Origin of the sequence: Hymenobacter sp. DG01, assembly GCF_006352025.1 — a bacterium.
Classification (GTDB): domain Bacteria; phylum Bacteroidota; class Bacteroidia; order Cytophagales; family Hymenobacteraceae; genus Hymenobacter.
Map to the genome: position 1 here is coordinate 239,872 of NZ_CP040937.1, position 17,705 is coordinate 257,576.

The window sequence follows — 17,705 nt, forward strand, 5'->3', positions numbered from 1 at the left end:
TTGGTGTACGGGTAGGCGACTGGCGAAGGTTTAGCTTCGTTCCCGCTCCATTGAGGCACTGGAACCGGCTGTCTCCCGGGCTACCTCCCGTGCTCCCTGCAGCCGGGCCCCACGGTCCTCGCCGTTCTCCTTCACCTGGATTCCGCTGCTATTGGCGGCGCGGTCCAAGGTGTCGTTGATGTGCTGGATATTTGGGGTTTTCGTGTGGTAGCTCACCGGCATTTCGACGTGGTTGCCGACAACCTTGGCCTCGCCAACGACTGCGCCTCCTTTGCTCAGCTCCCCACCAATATTCTCAGCGCGGGCCTTGCCTTTTTCCGGCGTGTCGTCAATGGAAATGATAGCCTGGTTGAACTTACCCTCGCGGGGCTCCAGCTCCGGGCCGGGCTTCTGGGGTCTCTGCTCCTTGACTTCAATGCCTTCATTCTTGGCGGCGCTGTCCAGGACCTTGTTCACTTTTTCCAGATTATCCTGCTGGGTGTTGTAGGAATAGCGAATGGCCCCGCCTGGGATGCCATCGTTACGCTCACCCCCGGCGCCAACCTGCGCTCCGGACTTCTGCAGCGCCTCCCGCAGATTGGCCGTGCGGCTGCGCTCCTCGTCACTTTCGCGCACGAGCACCACGCCTTGCTGCCACTGGCCCGGCCCCTGAGGTGGCCCCTGCGTGAAGCCTACGGCGGGCGCTACGGTAGTGCCACTGATGGCAGGCACTTCCCCGCTATACAGGCGCTGCCGCTCCCGCTGCTGCGCTAGGGGCTCCTCCAGACTAACGCCCGGCTGACGGCCGGCTGCCTCCAGTGTTTGGGCAAGAACGACGCTCTGCGGCCCTACTGGATAGGAGGCGGTAAAGGTGTTCCGGCTAAGGTCCTCCCCTACTGCCTTCTTCTGCACGTCGCCTACAATTGCGCCTTGCTTTTGTAGTTCTTCGCGCAGCTGCTGGGCGCGCTGCTGCATGCCTTCCTCGACCACACTCACGCCCACCGTGCGAAACGGCTGCTCACTAACGTTGGTCGTCGTCGTGGCCACTGCTGCCTGCTGGACTGGCGTGGCCTCTACGGACCGTTCCGGGGTCCGCACGGGTGCAGGCTCCACCGCCCTTTCAGGAGTGCGCTCAGCGGCCTGAGCGGGCGCGGCCGCTACTTCCGGGCCTCGTACCTCCCGGGCCGCCTGATGGGTTTCAATTACCTCCAGCACCTTATCCTGTCTCACGGCGGCTGGGTGGAAGCTTACTACCATTTCCCGGCCGCCCGTCCCATCCGGTAACGTGCCGCCTACCTGGGCACCGACGTTAATCAGCTTCGGTACGACCGGGGCCAACTCATCATCGCGCCGTTCCCGCAACACTTGCGTTTTCCAGCCTTCCGCGGGGTAGTAGTCCTTGGACTGCTGCTGCTGATTGCCGGCTGCTGCCATCTGCTGACCGCCAAACGCGGGCTCGCGGGCCGGGTCGTTGGAGCGGCCTGCGTCGGGGCCAAAGTTCAGCCCTACGCCTGGTTCCCGCTGGCGGCGGTCCAGCTCCATGCTACGCTCGATACCCTGGCCCATTCTCTCTTTATAAAGCACGCTGTCCGACTGCTGGGCGGCTTTCAGCTGCTCCTGGATCTGGGGTAATTCGGGCTGGTCAATGCGGTAGCCCACCATTACCCGTAACTGGTCGCGCCCGGCCAAGTCCCGATGAGGCTCAATAGCGGTAACGGAAGCCCCTGCCTGCTCAAACTCGCGGCGCATCAGGCGGAGCTTATCTTCATTCTGGCCATTAGCGGCCATGTTCACTTCAGCATACCGGTAGGGGTGCTCCGTTGCCGGGGTACGCTGTTGCTCCGTAGCCTGATCAAAGGCGGGGGCTTTTTGCTGTCCTCCTGCCGGCTGCATCTGCTCACGGGCGGCAGCAGCCAGAATGGCGTTTCCAAGCATCCGGTCCTCCTGTTCGCGTGCCCGCTGAGCCTCCGGCGTATTGTTTTGCCGTTCCCGCTCGGCCTGCTGGCGCTGCTGCTCCTGCTCGGCCTGGATACGGCGGGCCTCCGCCTGCCGGGCTTCCTCCTGGGCCTGCAGCCGCAGCTGCCGTTCCCGTTCCGTGGCCGCCAGTTGCTCTCGCGCCTGCTGCTGCCGGGCTTCTTCCACTACCTCTACCCCTGGGCTGCGCTTCAGCGCATCGAGCACTGATGCGACTCCCACCGGGTTCTGTTCAATCTGATAGGCAATGCGAACCTCCTCCCGGACAAAGCCGCTTGGCGCTTCTGCACGCCGGCTGTCCTGAATCAACACGCCGTTAGCCCGTAAATCGTCGAGGATCTGAGGCGTGCGCGTAGCTGCGTCCTGGGCCTCAGTCAGGCGAACCAGACCCGCTGCCCACCCGCCAACTTCTCCCACGGCTACCCGGCGCTCAATATCAAACCGGTTGCCGCCATTTTCACTCATCTGGCGCGTGGCTTCGCTGATGGCTCCCAACCGGGGGTCTTTCAGGTTGAAGCTCACCAACTGCGTCTGCTCATTCTGCGCCTGGCCAGCAAGGGGAACGACCATGGCACCTGTTTTCTTCAGGGCCTCGGTTTGCTCCTTCAGCTCTGCACTCGCGGGCGGGGCTGTGCTGGTAACAGCATACGTTACCCACTCCGGACTGCTGGCCGGATAGGCACTGCGCAAGGAATTTACTTCTCGCCCGGATGCCTGCTGCTCCCGGTTAAAGGTGTCAGCTGCCACCTGCCGCACCTGCCGGGCCTGCGCGGGCTCCTCGACCATAATTCCGGGACTACGCTCCGCTGCTTTCAATACGGCTTCCACTCCGGCCACCGTGGGCCCAGGGGTTGCGTCGTACCTGAATTCAAGCCTGCGTTCCATCAGCCCCGGCACGGCCTCGCGCTGCACGATGTTACCAACGCCAGCTCCTTCGGCTTTCAAATCCTTCCACAACTGCACGGCCCGGTTTTCTCCGGTTCCCTTCTCATCCAGTACGACCAGCGCCGCCCGCTGGCCACCAATACCGCCTAGCTCCTGGACCGTTTGGAACTTCTCATGCAGGCTTTTATCTGCCTGCTGCACTGCCAGCACCAAGGGGCCAGGCTGTCCCTTCTCCTGCAGGGCCGGAATCTTCTCGGCCAGCGCCAGTGCACCGTTCAAATTATCCCGGTCTACGCCTCGTATTGGCAGAATATTGCGCTCTAGTACGTTCCGGCTGAGATCTGCCATGCGGGCAGCCTGCAAGGCATTACCCTGTTGATCCAGACTGATACCTAGTTCCTTGGTAACGGCGCTAAACTGGCTTTTGCTTTCCGCTAGCTGCCGTTCCGGCAACTCCAATGGCTTTAAAGCCGGGGGATTAGTAAGCTGCCGGCGCTCCTGGGCGTGGGCTTCTGATTCGATCAGCGTCACGCCCGGCGCCCGGCTGATTATTTCCAGTTGCGTGCTGATAGCGCGACGGCTCGGCTCGGGGTCCGTAACCAGGTACTGCGCCTGAAGCTGGGTTGTCCGAACTCCGCTGGCCTCATTCACTTCCTGCTGCTGACCCGTAACGCGCAGGCCTGCCTTCTGAAGATCCTGCTCAATCTGCCCAGCTGCCCCGCCGCCTCGCTGGCGCTGGTTCTGCTCGACTATCTCCAGGGAAATCGGCCGCTCGATGGGTGATACACCCACCTGGATCTGCGTCGGCTCCCGGCCTACTGGCTGTTGCACCACGGGGGCCACGACGGGGGCCTTATCAAATCCGGCCTGCTCCCGCGCCCGCTGCAGGCGTTGTTCCGTCAGCTGATCTGTTAAGTCCTGATTGTAGTCCTTACTGCGAGCTGCTTCCCAGGCAAAAAAGCCGGGAGGAGTGCGTTGGGCTTCGGGCATTGCCGCCTCGCGCTGGGTCTGCAGCTCCTGTACTAGCCCCCGTAGCTGGGGAAGCTGGTCATTGGTTACCGTAACGCGGGCCACGGTCTGGTCGCTGCCCATTCGGACTACTTCCAGGGATGCGGCTTGTTCGCCCCCCTGCTTTTGCCAGCCTTCTACCTTTTCCTGCAGGCCGGCAACTGCCGTGCGCCCCTCCCGCTGGCGCTCCGTTTCAAACGTAATTTTCAGGTCGGTGTGATAGTCGCCGGCACGGGTGGCCCGCCAGGTCACGTTGCCGCGTTGCTGCTCCGGCGTTTCAGCACCTTCCAGGGCTACATTAGGACGAGGAGCCCGAAAATCATTCAGATAATTGAGGTTGAAGCGTACCCCAGCAGCATCATTGTCATTGGCCAATACCACGTTCTGCGGCTGCTGGCGGTCAATAACCTTCTGCATCAGCTCCACCTGCCGCTGCGACATAGTGCCGCTGCTGCTCATATACATCGTGTTCGGCCCCGAGCCGCCCGGCTGCTCCATCTGGTATTTGCTCATGGCGTCGATGGGGCTTTCTCCGACTACAATACGCTCCACCGCCGTTCCTTTGCCCTGGGTTGGATGGCTGACCCAGATTCCATCCCGCGGGCCCGGCATCTGCGATTTGAAGTTATGGTTACGCTCCTCGTAGGAGGAGTAGCCATTCTCGTTTATCAGCGGGAAAACCGTGTTTTTATGCGGTCCATTCTGGCCAGTAAACACCCTTCCCTGAAAGGCAGGCGCATTTATCGTATCGTCGCTCAGGCCCCGTTCCTTTAGGTAGCTGCGGTCCGTCAGGGCCGGCTGCACGCCTAGCGTGCGCTTCAACAGTTCCTCCCGCCGCTCCCGTGGATCATCGGGCAGGGTGGCTTCCGGCCCTCGCTCAGGCTGGCGTGTGCGCGAAGGTTCCGGCCGCTGGGATAATAACTGCCGGTCCTGTTCCGGTCCACCTTCGCCCAGGTACTGCCGCAGCTGCTGGCGTACCTGGCCCAGGTTCAGCCCGTCGCGGGTTTTCACGAAGTCTACAACGGAGCCGCTGTCTTTCGTGTCGCCGGCATTCATGAATATATCCCGGCCCTCCTTTTTGCTGACAATCAGCACCTCACCCGCTTTTTCCAGCTTGTGCCAGGAGCCGTTGCGGGCCTGGTCAGTTACATCGTAGCCGTAGCGGCTGGTCGCCAGCGGCACAATGGGTATTTGGTCTTTGAAACGATCCAGTTCGGAATCGTCATTCGGCCGTGCACGGCCTCCGGTAGGAGTGTTCATGGGCAGTTGGGAAAAATAGGAAAATGGACATTAGATAGACAATACTACGCAAAGCGCAGGCCTTCACCATGCAATTAGTTCTGATTGCAATGTGCGATTAGAAAAAATTGCACAAAGACTTTTTTTCTAAGGTTTTTTCGCATCTTTGGCAGCGAATAGCAATCATATTTAATCGCGTTGACGCCGTGAACCCCATCACTTATCTAGTTCTTGCAGCGTGGCTCTCCGGAATGGGTATTCTGGTGTATGTCGTGTGGAACCGGATGCAGCGGGCCGCCCATAAACGCGAATTAGACAAGCGGTTGGCCGCTCTTACCCCCCCACAGCCCGGTAAGAATCACGACTCCTTACCCCGCACTACCTACCGCTTAGAGCCAGCTGTACCACCCCACAAGACCAACCAGGCTGACAAGTACGCAGAGTACCAGGCACAGCAGGCCAAGTGGAAGCAGTGGCAGCAACTGAAGAAGCAGCCTTTACCGGAGGCCTAGCCTCCATCACAGTCCCCTTTTTTTTCACTTTTTCCCTTTACCCCATTTTTCACTTTTTCACCTTTTTCCCAATTACCATGAACACTGTTCTAAGCAAAATCTCGCAAGGCTGGGCCCGGGCAAAGGGTGCCTCCGAGACGGTTGCCGCTGAGGCAACTGTAGCCTTCCACAAGGCCCACCACCAGACTCATAACATGAGCAAGTGGGACAAGCGCATCTATGGCACCCTGATGATTATGGGCGGCTTTATGGGTCAGGCCCAGGCTCAGGGCGGTGTTAGCTCAACGCTGACCTCGTTCAAGGCCACGGTACTGCTCATCGCTCAGGGCATTTTCGCCGTGTTCCTGATGATTGGCCTGGTTAAGACCGCCAAGAAATTCATCGGTGGCGAACCCGACGCTATGACCTCCATGATGTGGTTGGCTGGCGGGGTTCTCCTGTTCTGGGGCTTCAACTCCCTCAAATCTCAAATCGTGGGCAACACCGGTAACAGCGGTGGTGGCGGTAACGTGGAATAATGAACTCAGTAGGGCGGCACTTGCGCCGCCCTGCTCTATTCTTTCTTCATAGCACGTTCGATGCGCTCCTACAAAAGCATTGAAAGGCCGGCCCAAGTTCTCGGAATGGATATCCAGAGCTTGGGCCTTGTTTTTGGCCTCGTAATCGGTGGCGGTATGCTGCTGGCCCTTCTCTCGATGGGCATGAGCATCAACCCGCTTGTTTACCTGCTCCTGATTGGTACGGCGGTGGGCCTCTTTTTCGCCCTGCGGTACCTCAATAAGCACCGTCCCCCCGGCTTCCTGATGGGCTATGTCAGCTACCATCTACGCCAACCTAAACGCCTGACCATAGGCATTCAGCATGTTCAAAAACAAAAAGGTAAAGGCGGGCGGGCTAAGTGATGCTCACCCAGTCTATCTCTACGACAATCATAAGCTCGTCCTGAAAGACGGGCGGGTGGGTGTAGCATTCAAGCTAAATCCGGTTGAAATGGAGTTGTGGGACCCGGATCAGTATTCGGCCTGCCACGCGGCATTTCAATCGGCGCTGAAGGTGCTGCCGCCCGGTACCGTCGTGCAGAAAACCGATGTGTATTATGATCGGCCCTATGTGCATCCTCCGGCTCCAGGCCAGTACTTCAGCAACCGGATGGGTCAGTATTTCGGCAACCGCATGGTGCTGTTTCATGCCCCCTATCTGTTTCTGAGCTTCGCCCCTATTTCGCTGAAGTCGGCCGGCCCCAACGCCAAGAAGCAGAAGCCTCCCCGTGCTGTATCAGCCCTGAATGCCCTGATCAACAATGTTGACCAGAAGCTGCCGGATAATCCTTTCGAGTCAATTACGCAGACCTTGGCGCTGGCTGACCAGTACACGCAAGAGTTTGTGCAGGCGATGCGCGGTGTGCCGGATATTTCACTGGAGCGTCTGGATGAAAACCAGATCCGGGGCCTGTACCTGCAGTTCCTCAACCTGGACTTTGACCGCCAGCCTCAGCACTATGAGCGGGAGCTTTACAACGAGGTCGGCACGCTGGCCGTCGGGGAGCAAAAGGTTTCCTGCGTCAGCCTGACGGGTCAGGGCCAGCAAATGTTTCCCTGTGTGCGCAACAACTATGGCGTGACCTCGCCCATGTTATACCCGCTCACCCACTTCCTGGCCATCCCTCACATTCTGACGCAATCCGTTCAGATTGTCGATACCAAAGCGGAGCTGGAAACGCTGGACCGGGATAAGACGATCAATAAGTCTCTCTCGAAGCTGGCGACGCAGGACAATCACCTACGCGTAGCGGAAATTGATGCCTTTTCGGCCGAAGTACGCGCTGAAGGCAAGCAGCTCTGTAAGCTCCACGTCAGCCTGCTGACCTGGGAAACCCAGGATGCGCTGCGTAAGGAAAACGTCGAGAAGGCTGCTGCGGCAATGCGCTCGATGTTTGACTCAGAGGCAGCTGTTGAAAACTTCCTCACGCTGCCTATCTTCTTTGCCTCCCTGCCCTGCAACGGCTACCAGGTGCCGGACCGGTGGTTACCAACCACCACGGACCGCGCGGCCTGCTACGTGCACTGGACCACTACCTATCGTTCAGCCCGCACGGGTGAGTATATCTGTGACCGTTTCCGCAACCTGATCAGAATAAACCTGTTCGACGTGTCCCAGGACAACCAGAACAGCCTAACTATCGGGCCTTCGGGTAGCGGTAAGAGCTATACTATGGGCAACTTCATTGCTCAGCGTTTCGAGAATGGCGCCCGGCAAATCATTATCGACGTGGGCGGTTCCTACCGCAACGTGTGCCAGTCGTTGAACGGGCCGGACTTTGACCGCACGTATTTCGAGTACGATCCGGCCAACCCGATTGAGTTCAATCCCTTCCTGCTGACTCGTCACAAGGATAACAAGTGGGAGTACACGGATGAGAAGCTGAACTTCCATCTGGCCCTGCTGGCTTCGCTCTGGAAGTCGGGCAAGGATAGCGGCCTGAGCAAATCGGAGCGCACCATTCTTTCACGCTTCCTGCAGGACTACTATTCTACCCTGAACAAGAGCGACAAGCTGGGGCACCACGATGAGGATTTCCCCGGTATGCAAAGCTTTTACCGGCATGTGGAAAGTCTGCACAACCGCATGACTAGCACGCAGACTGAGGAGGGAAAACAGGACCCGCAGCTGCAGGCCCAGCGGGAGCAATACCGGAAAGACTCAGCCTATATCCAGATGGATGAATTCTTTCTGGTACTAGGCGAATACGTGGAAGGGGGCCGCTACGCCCGCGTGCTCAATGCCCGCTTTGATGTGGACCTGTCCGACTACCGCCTTATCTGCTTCGATATGGCCCGGGTGAAGTCTGACCCTACCCTTTACCCCGTGGTAGCGATGCTGATCACAGAACTGGCGCTGGACCTGTTCCGCAAGTTTCCCCAGGATATTAAGTACATCCTCATGGACGAAGCCTGGAGCATGCTTTCGGGAGCAATGCAGGACTTCATCGAGAATATGTACCGCACGATCCGGAAAACAAACGGCTCTATCGGCATCATCACGCAGGGCATCAAGGAAATCGTGGAATCCCCGATTGGCTACACCCTGATTGATAACTCGGCTACCAAAATCATTCTGCGGCATACCAACGAGGCCAGCTTGGAGCGTCTGGAAAAACCCTTGGGCTTCACCTCGCACGAAATGAGCCTGATTCGCTCGATTCAGTCCGGAGACGGCTGGCGTCAGTTCCTCATCAAGCAAGGCCCACTGGCCAAGATCTACACGTTGGAGGCGGCTCCTCAGCTTAACGCCATTCTTAGCTCCCGTCCTTCTGAGCGCAACCTGCTTAACAAGCTCGTGCAGCATTACCAGCGCAACCGCCCGGTTGCTGTGCTCGATGAGCGAGGCCGCCCCAAGCTGGGTCCGGACGGGCTGCCCGAATACTCAACTATCGTTGAGATGCGGCTTGATTTCGCGGTGGATGAGTTCGTTTCCTCTACCTCAAAATAATCTGCTATGCTCCTTACCCTACTTCTTTCGGGCATCGGCGGGGACCTGAACGTTCAGATTTCCCAAGCTGCTTATGACATGACCCGCAATGTAATCGTGCTGCTGGTATCCTCAGTGGTGCCCATCATGATGACAATTACGCTGGTTACGACAATTGGCCGGGGGTATCTCAGCGGCCAGTCTTTGCAGATTGACCTGGCCCCCTTATTCAAGATTCTGTTAATCGCCGGCTTTTTGCTTTCCTACCGGACAATTATGCCTAAGGTCGGTGATTCAATTTACTGGATCTCGCGGGCAGTAACGGGTAACGGGGCACAGGCACAGGCCTACTCCACACTGGAGAACTTAAAGCCTAAGCCGCCTGGGTCTACGACTCCGCCCAACCCCACTACCGTAGCCAACGGAACCCAGGATCAGCCTTCGGTAATTTCCGGGCTGGCCGATAAGATTGCCTCTATAGCCGGGTCAATCAGTGGCTTTTCGTTTCGGCAATGGCTGCTGGAGCTGGCAACGGGTACAATAGCCCAGCTGGTTCAGGTCTGCATGTTATTCATTCAGGCCTTCCTGGCAGGCTTCCTGTTCGTGGTCGGGCCAATAGCATTTACCCTCTCGATGCTGCCAGGCTTCGGAGGGTTAATGAAGTCGTGGTTTCAGTCCTATCTGAGTGTCAACCTGTGGACGGTCACGTTCGCAATCATCAACAAGCTTTTCGCGCAGTATTCTGCGGCTATGGCGGCGCTGGCAGCTTCCAAAATAACGACCGTAGATCAATATTTCGCCCAGTACGCCTCGGATGGCCAGTACCAGGTAGCCTGCATAATCTTCATCATCATGTACCTGATGGTGCCCTACATGACTTCGCTCATTGTAGGCTCCTCAGCGGCCCAAAGCTTTGTTGGGGCAGCAGCTGGCCTTGTTGCCTCCAGAGCAGCAATGGGTGCCGGTAAGGCAGCAGGCGGGGCTATTAACGCCGCTGGTGCTGGCGTTTCCAACATGGCCGGCGCAATGGCCAATGATATTCGCAGCAGTGGGGCAGCCTTTGCTACCATGGGCGGATTCGGCGGCGGTGGCGGCGGCGCGGCTGGCGGTGGGGCCGGAGGCGCGGGCGGCATGTCAACGGCAATGGCTCCGATGATGCCCGGAGCGGGAGCCTCGAACGGCATGGCCCGTCCGATGAGCAGCTACGCCAATGCTTCCTACTCTCCCCCTATTGCGGCGCTGGGTGCTCCGGCCTCCTCGGCGGGCGGATCTAGCGGCTCATGGGGCGGGGCAGCCCCTTCCAATCCAGGCGCTCCTAACCACATGGTCAACTTAGGTAGCAGCGGTTCCCTGCGTGGGGTGGCCCCAGGTACGGGCCAGGTTGGTGCAGCTGCCGGCGCGGCCGCAGCTTCAGCACAGGCGGCATTGCCCTCGGTAGCTTCTCCCTCCTCCAATGATCCGCGCTACTCGGGCGGCTCCGATGCCGGCACCGGTGCCACGGATGTAACCAACGGCTCGGACAGCGGCAAGCCTCAACCTCCTACTCTGTTTGCGCCCGGCCTCGGCCGGGGTGGTTCCGGAGGCTCATTTTAAGCCAGTTCACTTACTCAACATTCTCAATCGGGCTCCTGGGCAGTCGGGAAGAAAACACCTCAGGTTCCCCAACAAACACGCGAAATGGATACTCTCAAAGACTTAAATCAAACTTACTCCTCCATGAGGATCATCGCACTGGCCGCCGTTGGGCTGGCCATTGTGACGGCCGTTATATCCGGCGCCCTGGTATTTCATGCTTACGGCATCGTCGGCCAACGCGTGTACGTGGTTGGCAACGGGGGCACAACGCAGATGGCCCTGGCCAACTCGCCGGAAGATCATACGGAGTACGAAATGCGCAACCTGGTCCGCACATTCGCCATGAATATGTTTGGGCACGACCAGTACACGTTCAAAAACAACCTGAACACGGCCCTTCCCCTGATTGATGATATGGGCGGCCGGCGCTTGTACGACGGCTTCAAAAAGGGCGCGGTACTCGACAACTACATCAAGTTCGGAGCGCGCACCACAACCACCGTGGATAGCATCATCCTCGATACGCAGACGCTGCCAGTAAAGGGGCGGCTCTATATCCGCCAAAAGGCCTTTATCGGGGACCGTCAAAGCAAGTCCCTCCCGATGGGTATGAGCTTCGAGCTGACCAATACGCACCGAAGCAATTTCAACCCCTTCGGGCTGATGATTACCCGCTTTGATTACATCCCCTACAATCCGGAGGCTTCCGAGAAGGAAAAACGAGTGCTGAAGGCGCAGGAGGACCGGGATCAAGCCCAGCTTGAACAAGCCAAAGCCGAAGCTGAAGCCGCCCAGAAAGAGGCCGCGCAATAACCTACTACTCCACCAGGGCCGGCCGGTCCTGGTGCTTTCCCTCCCCTACACTTCTTACCCTACAACTCGTGAAACTTCATATCCTGATCGGCCTGGGACTACTTGCAGCACCAGCCCTTCACGCGCAACGTCGCGCTCAGCCCCTTCCTGCCCAACTGCCCGCCTACGCGCCGGCTCCGACTCCCGCCGCTGGCCCCGCTGGCTACCATCAGGGCGGTTACACTACGGAGGGGCAGCACTTCACGGTGCAGCGCTTAACTACGCCCCCGCCACCGACCCCGCCCGGGGCTACGCCTACGCTGCTCGATGTAGCCGTGTCGGACAGCTCAACAACATACATCGTGTTTCCCGGCTCGGTATCGCTGGTGGATGTGGGTATGATGGATAACTACCTAGTGAAGATTGAAGCCAACTCGGTTTTCATTCGCGCTCGGAAAAAGTCCTCTCCCCCTACGCCGATTCTGGTGCGCCACGGCAGCAAATACTGGATGGGGCGCTTAGTAACGGTGAAGCGGCCAGTGCTGACGTTATATGATTTCACCAAGCCAGGGGCGTTGAACCCGCCCCCGGCTCCCGCGTCCCTGACCGGCGCGGAAATGCTGGGTAACCCGGATGCCATTGTTGGGGATGTGCAGGTTGATTTAAGCGGGGACGTGCAATCTACGGCCGGGGGGATGCAGACGGGCACGGGTGCGGTCCTGCAGGAAACCTCTACCGGTGTTGGCCCCGATAATGAGCTAGCTATGGACCGCTCGGCCAGCAAGAAGGCCCGCATTAATGCCATGCTGCGGCGCCTGGACCTTTTCAAGGAAGAAGTACACAGCGTTGCCGTAGTGGACAACCGCCTTTCCTTCTCCTTGGCCAACGTGCGCAACGATAAGCAGTTCACTTACATGCGCTTTAAGCTGGTCAACCATAGCAGCATTGACTACCAGGTAGACTTTGCCGACTTCACGTTGGTTGAAAACGACAAAAAGCGCTTCATGGGCAAGAAGCGCAACGAGGCCCGCCGCCCGATGATGCCGGCCGGTGGCCATCCCAATCAACGGGTAAAGGGTAATTCCACGGGCTATATCTACTACGCCGTGCCGCTGTTCGCTGCCACGGATGAAGGGCACCTTTCCGTAGGGCTGCGCGAACTGAGCGGAGCCCGCGCCATTCAGCTGCGCGTGCCCAGCCATGTAATTAATACGGCTCCCACCTTTATCCAGTAAGCGTTTATGAACTCGATTGATAACATGGAGCCAATTGGGGGTGCGGCCCCTCAGCCAACACCCACTCCCCCTGCAGCGGCCGATACGTCCGGTGCGGCAGAACCGCAGATGAAATCAGGGGAGGCTGTGCCTTCCCCGGTTGAAGAAAAGCCGGTAAAGGAGAAAGTAAACTGGGGCCAAAAGTTTCTCGACAACAAAATGACCGTGCTTATCGGCCTAGTTGTGCTAATTCTGGGCGGGGTAGCTGCTATCTGGTTGTCACTGGAGAATGAGGCGGCAACTTCCGGTCCGGTAGCTGCGGCCTCCACGGAGCAAATGGATGCCCTCACCCAAACGCCCACTCCTCCCGATACGAAGGAGCCGATTGCGGCCGTCGATCAGGCAATGGCCGAAGATGCGCGCCCCGATCAGCCGGAAGAACTCGTCCCGGAGCAGCTGCTTACTTCCCAGCCCCAGCCTAAGCCTGTAGCCCAGCCGGAATACACGGCGGCGGAGCAGGCCGCGAACCGCCAGCGTGCCGCTGAAACGGCTCACGCCAACAACACGGAGCAGGTACAGGTAACGCGCCGTGATCCATCCACTGGCCAATACACTCAGCAGACGACTACCCGCCAGCGGGTGGCCGTTGGCACTTCCCCCCGCCGTCAGGAATGGTCGGCCACTTCAACCGGCAATATGAACGCACAGAGTTATGCCGCGCCCCGCCCAACCCGCGACAAGGACGGAACGCTTTTCGAGACAAACGACGAAATCAACATGATGCTCTCGAACCTGCCGAAGGGCGTGCATGAAAACTACGAGCGCATGACCGGCCGCCGCTTCCGTCCCCTGCTGGCCAGCCAGCAGCAACAGGTATCGGAGTCGGACAAGCGCCGGGCTGAAATGGCCTACATACCCGGTATGGACGGTTTTAATACGGTGCGCTACCGGGGCAGCAATGCCAATCCGGCTGATGAGGAAATGATTATGCCGGATATCTTCTATCGCTGCAGCATCCAAGGCACTCAGCTGGTCCGCACGGGTTCCGTGGTAATGCTTCGCCTGTCGGAAGAAGCTACGTTCGGCGGGGTAACCTTCCCCCGCAACATGGTTTTCGCCGCACTGGCCACGGTTGAAAGCAACCGGGTAACGCTCACCATTGACCGCTTGGGTCAGTACAAGGTGGGCGTTGAAGTATACAACTATAGCTACATGCCCGGCATTATGATTGACCCGGCAAAACGAGTAAAGCCGCAGGGGCAGGAAGGCATAGGCAGTTCCATGACGCAGGCCGGTTCTCAGGAAATCAGCACGGCTATTCTGCAAAGTTCACAGGCTGCAAACTCTTGGCAGGGCATTGCCGGCCGGGCCGGGGTAACGATGCTGGGCCGCTTGCCTAAGGGCGGGGTTCGCCTGCGCGACGTTACGCTCCCCGATGGTTATCCGGTGCTCCTCACGCGCACGGGCCGCACGGCCAGCAGCGCCTATCAGCAGGGCGGCGTAACGCAGCCCACTGGCCCAATGGGTCAGGATGGCAACCCGATGCAAAGCCCCCTTTTACAGGGCGTGGGCCAGGGTGGGTATCCCAATCAGCCGGGCTACGATAATCTGCCTCCGGCCTATGCTACGCCCATGCAGATGCAGCAGGCTCAGCGCCGCTAAGGTGGTTCCTTCCATTTGACTTTACCTGTTTTTTGCTCGGCTGGGTTGCTGCCTTCCAGGCGGCCTACGAGGGTCAGTAGCTCAGCCGGCAAACGGCAGTCTTTTGTTCACTTTTAACCCCTTTTTCCATGAAATACTACAAGCATGCCGTCCTGACGCTCTGCTGCGGGGTGGTTTTATCTTCCATTCCTAGGCCTGCTGCCGCGCAGTTCCTGACCACGGACGTTCCCCATATCGGGGTACAGGTGGCAGAATTCGCTAAGAAGGCTCAGGACTGGTTGAAAACCGTCGAAAACTTCAAGGTTATCCAGGATGCCCGCAACATTGCTGGTGCCGCCAAGGATATATCAAGCCGCATCCGTGACATTAGCGGTGAGGTGAAGTCGCTGACGGAAGATGGCCTAGCCCTGCAGCGCCAGATTCGGGAGGACCTGAAGAAGGTTGCGGCCGTCAAGGATTTGAAGATCTCCAACATGCGGGATCTAAAAACCATGATTACGAACCTGGCCAATATGAATCTTGGCAATGCGCTGCCCTCCATTGGCCAGGGCTCACGCATGGGTCAGCTGCTGGCCTCGGCCACAGACGCTGATGCCCTGCAGGTAAAGGAAATGTACAACGTGGTGTCGAGCACCACCGGCACCCGGCGCAACGCCCTGGAGCTACAGTCGCAGAAAGAACTGGTTGTGCTTAATACCCTCGCGCTGGAAAACAGCAATCAGCAGGAGAAAGTGGCTATGGCCTTCCGCTATAAAAAAATGGCCGACGAACTCTCGGCTCAGGCTGTCGAACTGCAGGATGGCTTGAACACCCAGGGCAAGTTTTCTATGACGGACGGGGAGCGGGTGCTTGCTCAGGCGCACGCTTCCGACAATATGGCTCAGGCCCAGGAATACCGCGAAAAGGCGGAATCCCTGCTTGCTTCCTCAGCCGTCAAAGGCCCAACCCAGCTAGCTACCGAGCAGGCCGTTACGGAGCAGGTTTTCGTGGCCTCCATGCAAGGCATGCTGGAAACGCAGCACCCCGGCTATTAATCCTGATTTCAGCACTACTCAGCTTCTCACTCACCTTCAGGTACTAACTCTACTTCTATGAACCCACTACTGCGCGTCGCCGTTATCGGCGCGGTTTGCATATCTGGCCTGGGTCAACCGATGGTGGCCCACGCTCAGCGACAGGTAAAACACCTCAACAGCTTCAACCTGCAATATGGCCAGGCCTCTGAGGGCACCTTTTACCGGTTCGGCTACTCTCGCTTTCTCAGTGATAAAGTTCGCTTCGACGTAATTGCCCTGCGTGAGTCGGGCCGTATCGACAACTCCAAAACGGGTCCTAACACTCCCTACTATGGGTATGACCTGGGCTTGGGAATTGCGCCAAAGCTGTTCAAAATCGGGGAGACAGTGTTCGTGCATCTGCCGTTCCAGCTCCACGGCCGCTATGACCGGCTGGAACAATCCGCGTCTGAAGCAACGGGCGGCAACCGAGAGGTAACGCAGGGTTTTTCAGCGGGTCCGGAAATAGGGCTTTCGGCCGATGTGTATTTGGCAAACTGGGTTTCACTCTCCGGACAGGCCTCGCAAGGCTACCTGGCCTTTCGCCCGCCAGTTACGAGCTGGCCGCGCTACGTAGGGGGCGGGCTACGCTTCCATTTTCGCTAAGATTTTGGTAGCTTTACAGTGCTATGCAATAGCTTAACGGTACTGAAGGAAAAAGCCCCCTGGTCGCTTGATCAGGGGGCTTTTTAGCTTTAAAACCAACGTATTAGCCTCCTTTCACTTCGGCGGTCTGCTTCTGCAGGCCGCCTTTTTTGGCCCTAACACGCAACTATATTTAATCGCTTTGTAGGGGTTTTTAGCGTTATTGCATTGCTAATAAATTTAATCGCATTTCACCAACCATCAACCCATTTTTTATGACCTCAGCCTTTTCTCCTTCAACCCCTTCATGACTGCTGGTATGGAAACGCAAACTCCCTCTACTGCCTATGCCGAGGCTATTGCCTTTGCTCCCTCCCACAACCGTAGCTGGCAGGATCAGCTGCTGCCGGCCCCTCTTATCAGCATCGAGCAGGCGGAAGTAGTGGCCCTAGGGCTGCTTCGCCAGAAGCCGGAAACCCGTGCCCTTGTCGGCCTGAGTATCGCCCAGATAGTAGCAACCCTGCAGACGGCCGGCATCCAAACCAGCGCCTTGCTATTCACGGGCCGGGGCCAGCTCGTGCCGGATGTGCTGCTGCAAACAAGTCCGGAGGAAGCTGACCGCTTCGATACCCTGCACGCTAAAATTCTGTGTGACCCGCAGCCCGCCGATACGGAAGCCGCTACCTGGCTACGGCAGCGGCGGCTGGCTCACTTGCGCCTGCTGGCCATGGGCGGTGAGGACGCACAGGTTTTTCTGCCCGATCTGGATGCTAGCTGGCAGCCTCCCCTGAAGGGCGGGATTCCCGAACCTTCAATGTTCCGGTGGCTGCTCCAGTCAATCCCGCTGCTGCTGGTGGGGGCCCTGGCCATGATTTTCTATATCTACAACGCTGGCCCGGACCCTGCATTATGGCCCTTGTTCCTACTGCCCTTACTGGGGGCGCTGGGTTTCGGCGGCCTGCTGTTTCATCGCCTCTCTGCTTACCGGCAAACGGTAGCTCAGGCTTGGCTGGCACGCCCGGCCCGCCTGCGGCCCGACTCGGTAGAGGTGGCCCGGCAACTAGCCCGGCGTCCGTGGCTGCTGCTGGTGCTGCCGGTATTGCTCGTTATCGGCTCTGGCCTGGTACTGCTGGTTCTGCTAGCCTCCTCCGTGCTGACTACCATCAGCTCGATGACAATGCCACTGACAGCTGCCCTGCTGCTGCTGTTGGTTTTCACCTACGCCGTTGGCCGGCGCTTCCTGCGCGAAACCCGCGCTCAGATCCAGCTGCTACCCGCCTCCCTGCTGCCGGTAAATCTCGATGGCCTCTGGCTTTCCTACCTCTACTACTAACTAGAAAACCCATGAATCAGTCCTCACTGTCTCGGGTAACTCCGCCCTCACTGGTTAGTCGGTGCTCGACGCTGGCCCTGCGCGTGCGTCAGTGGATGCACACTAGGCCTGCCTCGTCCTCCTTCACGCCCGATTACGCCACCCTACGGCCCCGTTCGGCCCGTCCCTATCCGGCTCATCTACGCGGCCCTCGGCAGCGGCGCTCCTTCCGGCGTCGCATCCTGCGGGACTTATCGGCGGCGGCCCTGATTGTTGCTGGCATTGCGGTTTTCGCCTTCGCCGTTGGCTCATGCCTTCCCTTATGATGCAGCTGCTGCGAATTCTTCTCCAGGTCGCCATGACGTGCGGCCTGGTGCTGGTGCTGCTCCCCTACTGCACCTACCGCGTGCTGGCCAGCTCACCCACCCGCCCTTAGTCTGTTCCA

Annotated in this window: 13 protein-coding genes; 12 read left to right on the top strand and 1 reads right to left on the bottom strand. The window is 58.6% G+C overall.

From position 1 onward, the window contains the following. Positions 1-30: 30 nt before the first annotated feature. On the bottom strand, positions 31-5,106 hold the full coding sequence (locus FGZ14_RS21285; protein WP_139926400.1) for a toprim domain-containing protein: 5,076 nt from the start codon (positions 5,104-5,106) through the stop codon (positions 31-33). Positions 5,107-5,674: 568 nt separating this feature from the next. Here FGZ14_RS21285 and FGZ14_RS21290 point away from each other — a divergent pair. From FGZ14_RS21290 to FGZ14_RS22215, 12 genes are all read left to right on the top strand, one after another. Beyond that, a complete protein-coding gene (locus FGZ14_RS21290) occupies positions 5,675-6,115 on the top strand; it encodes a hypothetical protein (RefSeq protein WP_139926402.1) in 441 nt (146 codons plus the stop codon). A gap of 60 nt (positions 6,116-6,175) precedes the next feature. Continuing rightward, complete coding sequence (locus FGZ14_RS21295) at positions 6,176-6,499, top strand: hypothetical protein (RefSeq protein WP_139926404.1); 324 nt, start codon at positions 6,176-6,178, stop codon at positions 6,497-6,499. Then, positions 6,459-9,086: a VirB4 family type IV secretion system protein gene (locus tag FGZ14_RS21300; protein WP_139926405.1), complete on the top strand. Its 2,628-nt coding sequence runs from the start codon at positions 6,459-6,461 to the stop codon at positions 9,084-9,086. Before FGZ14_RS21295 ends, FGZ14_RS21300 begins: the two co-directional genes overlap by 41 nt. 6 nt (positions 9,087-9,092) lie before the next feature. Then, positions 9,093-10,658, top strand: a complete 1,566-nt coding sequence (locus FGZ14_RS21305; RefSeq protein WP_139926407.1) for a hypothetical protein — start codon at positions 9,093-9,095, stop codon at positions 10,656-10,658. A gap of 123 nt (positions 10,659-10,781) precedes the next feature. Then, on the top strand, positions 10,782-11,453 hold the full coding sequence (locus FGZ14_RS21310; RefSeq protein ID WP_139926409.1) for a hypothetical protein: 672 nt from the start codon (positions 10,782-10,784) through the stop codon (positions 11,451-11,453). Between the two features lie 68 nt (positions 11,454-11,521). Further along, entirely contained in the window at positions 11,522-12,667 is a 1,146-nt protein-coding gene (locus tag FGZ14_RS21315; protein ID WP_139926411.1) for a DUF4138 domain-containing protein, read from the top strand. Between the two features lie 6 nt (positions 12,668-12,673). Continuing rightward, positions 12,674-14,308 (top strand): conjugative transposon protein TraM, encoded by a 1,635-nt coding sequence (gene traM / locus FGZ14_RS21320; RefSeq protein WP_139926413.1) that lies wholly within the window; start codon positions 12,674-12,676, stop codon positions 14,306-14,308. A gap of 128 nt (positions 14,309-14,436) precedes the next feature. Beyond that, positions 14,437-15,342 (top strand): hypothetical protein, encoded by a 906-nt coding sequence (locus tag FGZ14_RS21325; RefSeq protein WP_139926415.1) that lies wholly within the window; start codon positions 14,437-14,439, stop codon positions 15,340-15,342. A 57-nt stretch (positions 15,343-15,399) separates the two neighbouring features. Continuing rightward, a complete protein-coding gene (locus FGZ14_RS21330; protein ID WP_139926417.1) occupies positions 15,400-15,969 on the top strand; it encodes a hypothetical protein in 570 nt (189 codons plus the stop codon). A 298-nt stretch (positions 15,970-16,267) separates the two neighbouring features. Beyond that, the gene (locus tag FGZ14_RS21335) at positions 16,268-17,281 is read left to right on the top strand and encodes a hypothetical protein (protein WP_139926419.1); all 1,014 of its coding nucleotides are present in this window, start codon (positions 16,268-16,270) and stop codon (positions 17,279-17,281) included. Positions 17,282-17,292: 11 nt separating this feature from the next. Further along, on the top strand, positions 17,293-17,586 hold the full coding sequence (locus FGZ14_RS21340) for a hypothetical protein (protein WP_139926421.1): 294 nt from the start codon (positions 17,293-17,295) through the stop codon (positions 17,584-17,586). Beyond that, the gene (locus tag FGZ14_RS22215) at positions 17,571-17,696 is read left to right on the top strand and encodes a hypothetical protein (RefSeq protein ID WP_257883434.1); all 126 of its coding nucleotides are present in this window, start codon (positions 17,571-17,573) and stop codon (positions 17,694-17,696) included. Before FGZ14_RS21340 ends, FGZ14_RS22215 begins: the two co-directional genes overlap by 16 nt. Positions 17,697-17,705 lie beyond the last annotated feature (9 nt).

Bases quoted from the DNA above. Each gene is read 5' to 3' on its own strand.
- FGZ14_RS21285 (WP_139926400.1), bottom strand. From the start codon at position 5,106: ATGAACACTCCTACCGGAGGCCGTGCACGGCCGAATGACGATTCCGAA.
- FGZ14_RS21290 (WP_139926402.1), top strand. From the start codon at position 5,675: ATGAACACTGTTCTAAGCAAAATCTCGCAAGGCTGGGCCCGGGCAAAG.
- FGZ14_RS21295 (WP_139926404.1), top strand. From the start codon at position 6,176: ATGCGCTCCTACAAAAGCATTGAAAGGCCGGCCCAAGTTCTCGGAATG.
- FGZ14_RS21300 (WP_139926405.1), top strand. From the start codon at position 6,459: ATGTTCAAAAACAAAAAGGTAAAGGCGGGCGGGCTAAGTGATGCTCAC.
- FGZ14_RS21305 (WP_139926407.1), top strand. From the start codon at position 9,093: ATGCTCCTTACCCTACTTCTTTCGGGCATCGGCGGGGACCTGAACGTT.
- FGZ14_RS21310 (WP_139926409.1), top strand. From the start codon at position 10,782: ATGAGGATCATCGCACTGGCCGCCGTTGGGCTGGCCATTGTGACGGCC.
- traM (WP_139926413.1), top strand. From the start codon at position 12,674: ATGAACTCGATTGATAACATGGAGCCAATTGGGGGTGCGGCCCCTCAG.
- FGZ14_RS21325 (WP_139926415.1), top strand. From the start codon at position 14,437: ATGAAATACTACAAGCATGCCGTCCTGACGCTCTGCTGCGGGGTGGTT.
- FGZ14_RS21330 (WP_139926417.1), top strand. From the start codon at position 15,400: ATGAACCCACTACTGCGCGTCGCCGTTATCGGCGCGGTTTGCATATCT.
- FGZ14_RS21335 (WP_139926419.1), top strand. From the start codon at position 16,268: ATGGAAACGCAAACTCCCTCTACTGCCTATGCCGAGGCTATTGCCTTT.
- FGZ14_RS21340 (WP_139926421.1), top strand. From the start codon at position 17,293: ATGAATCAGTCCTCACTGTCTCGGGTAACTCCGCCCTCACTGGTTAGT.
- FGZ14_RS22215 (WP_257883434.1), top strand. From the start codon at position 17,571: ATGCCTTCCCTTATGATGCAGCTGCTGCGAATTCTTCTCCAGGTCGCC.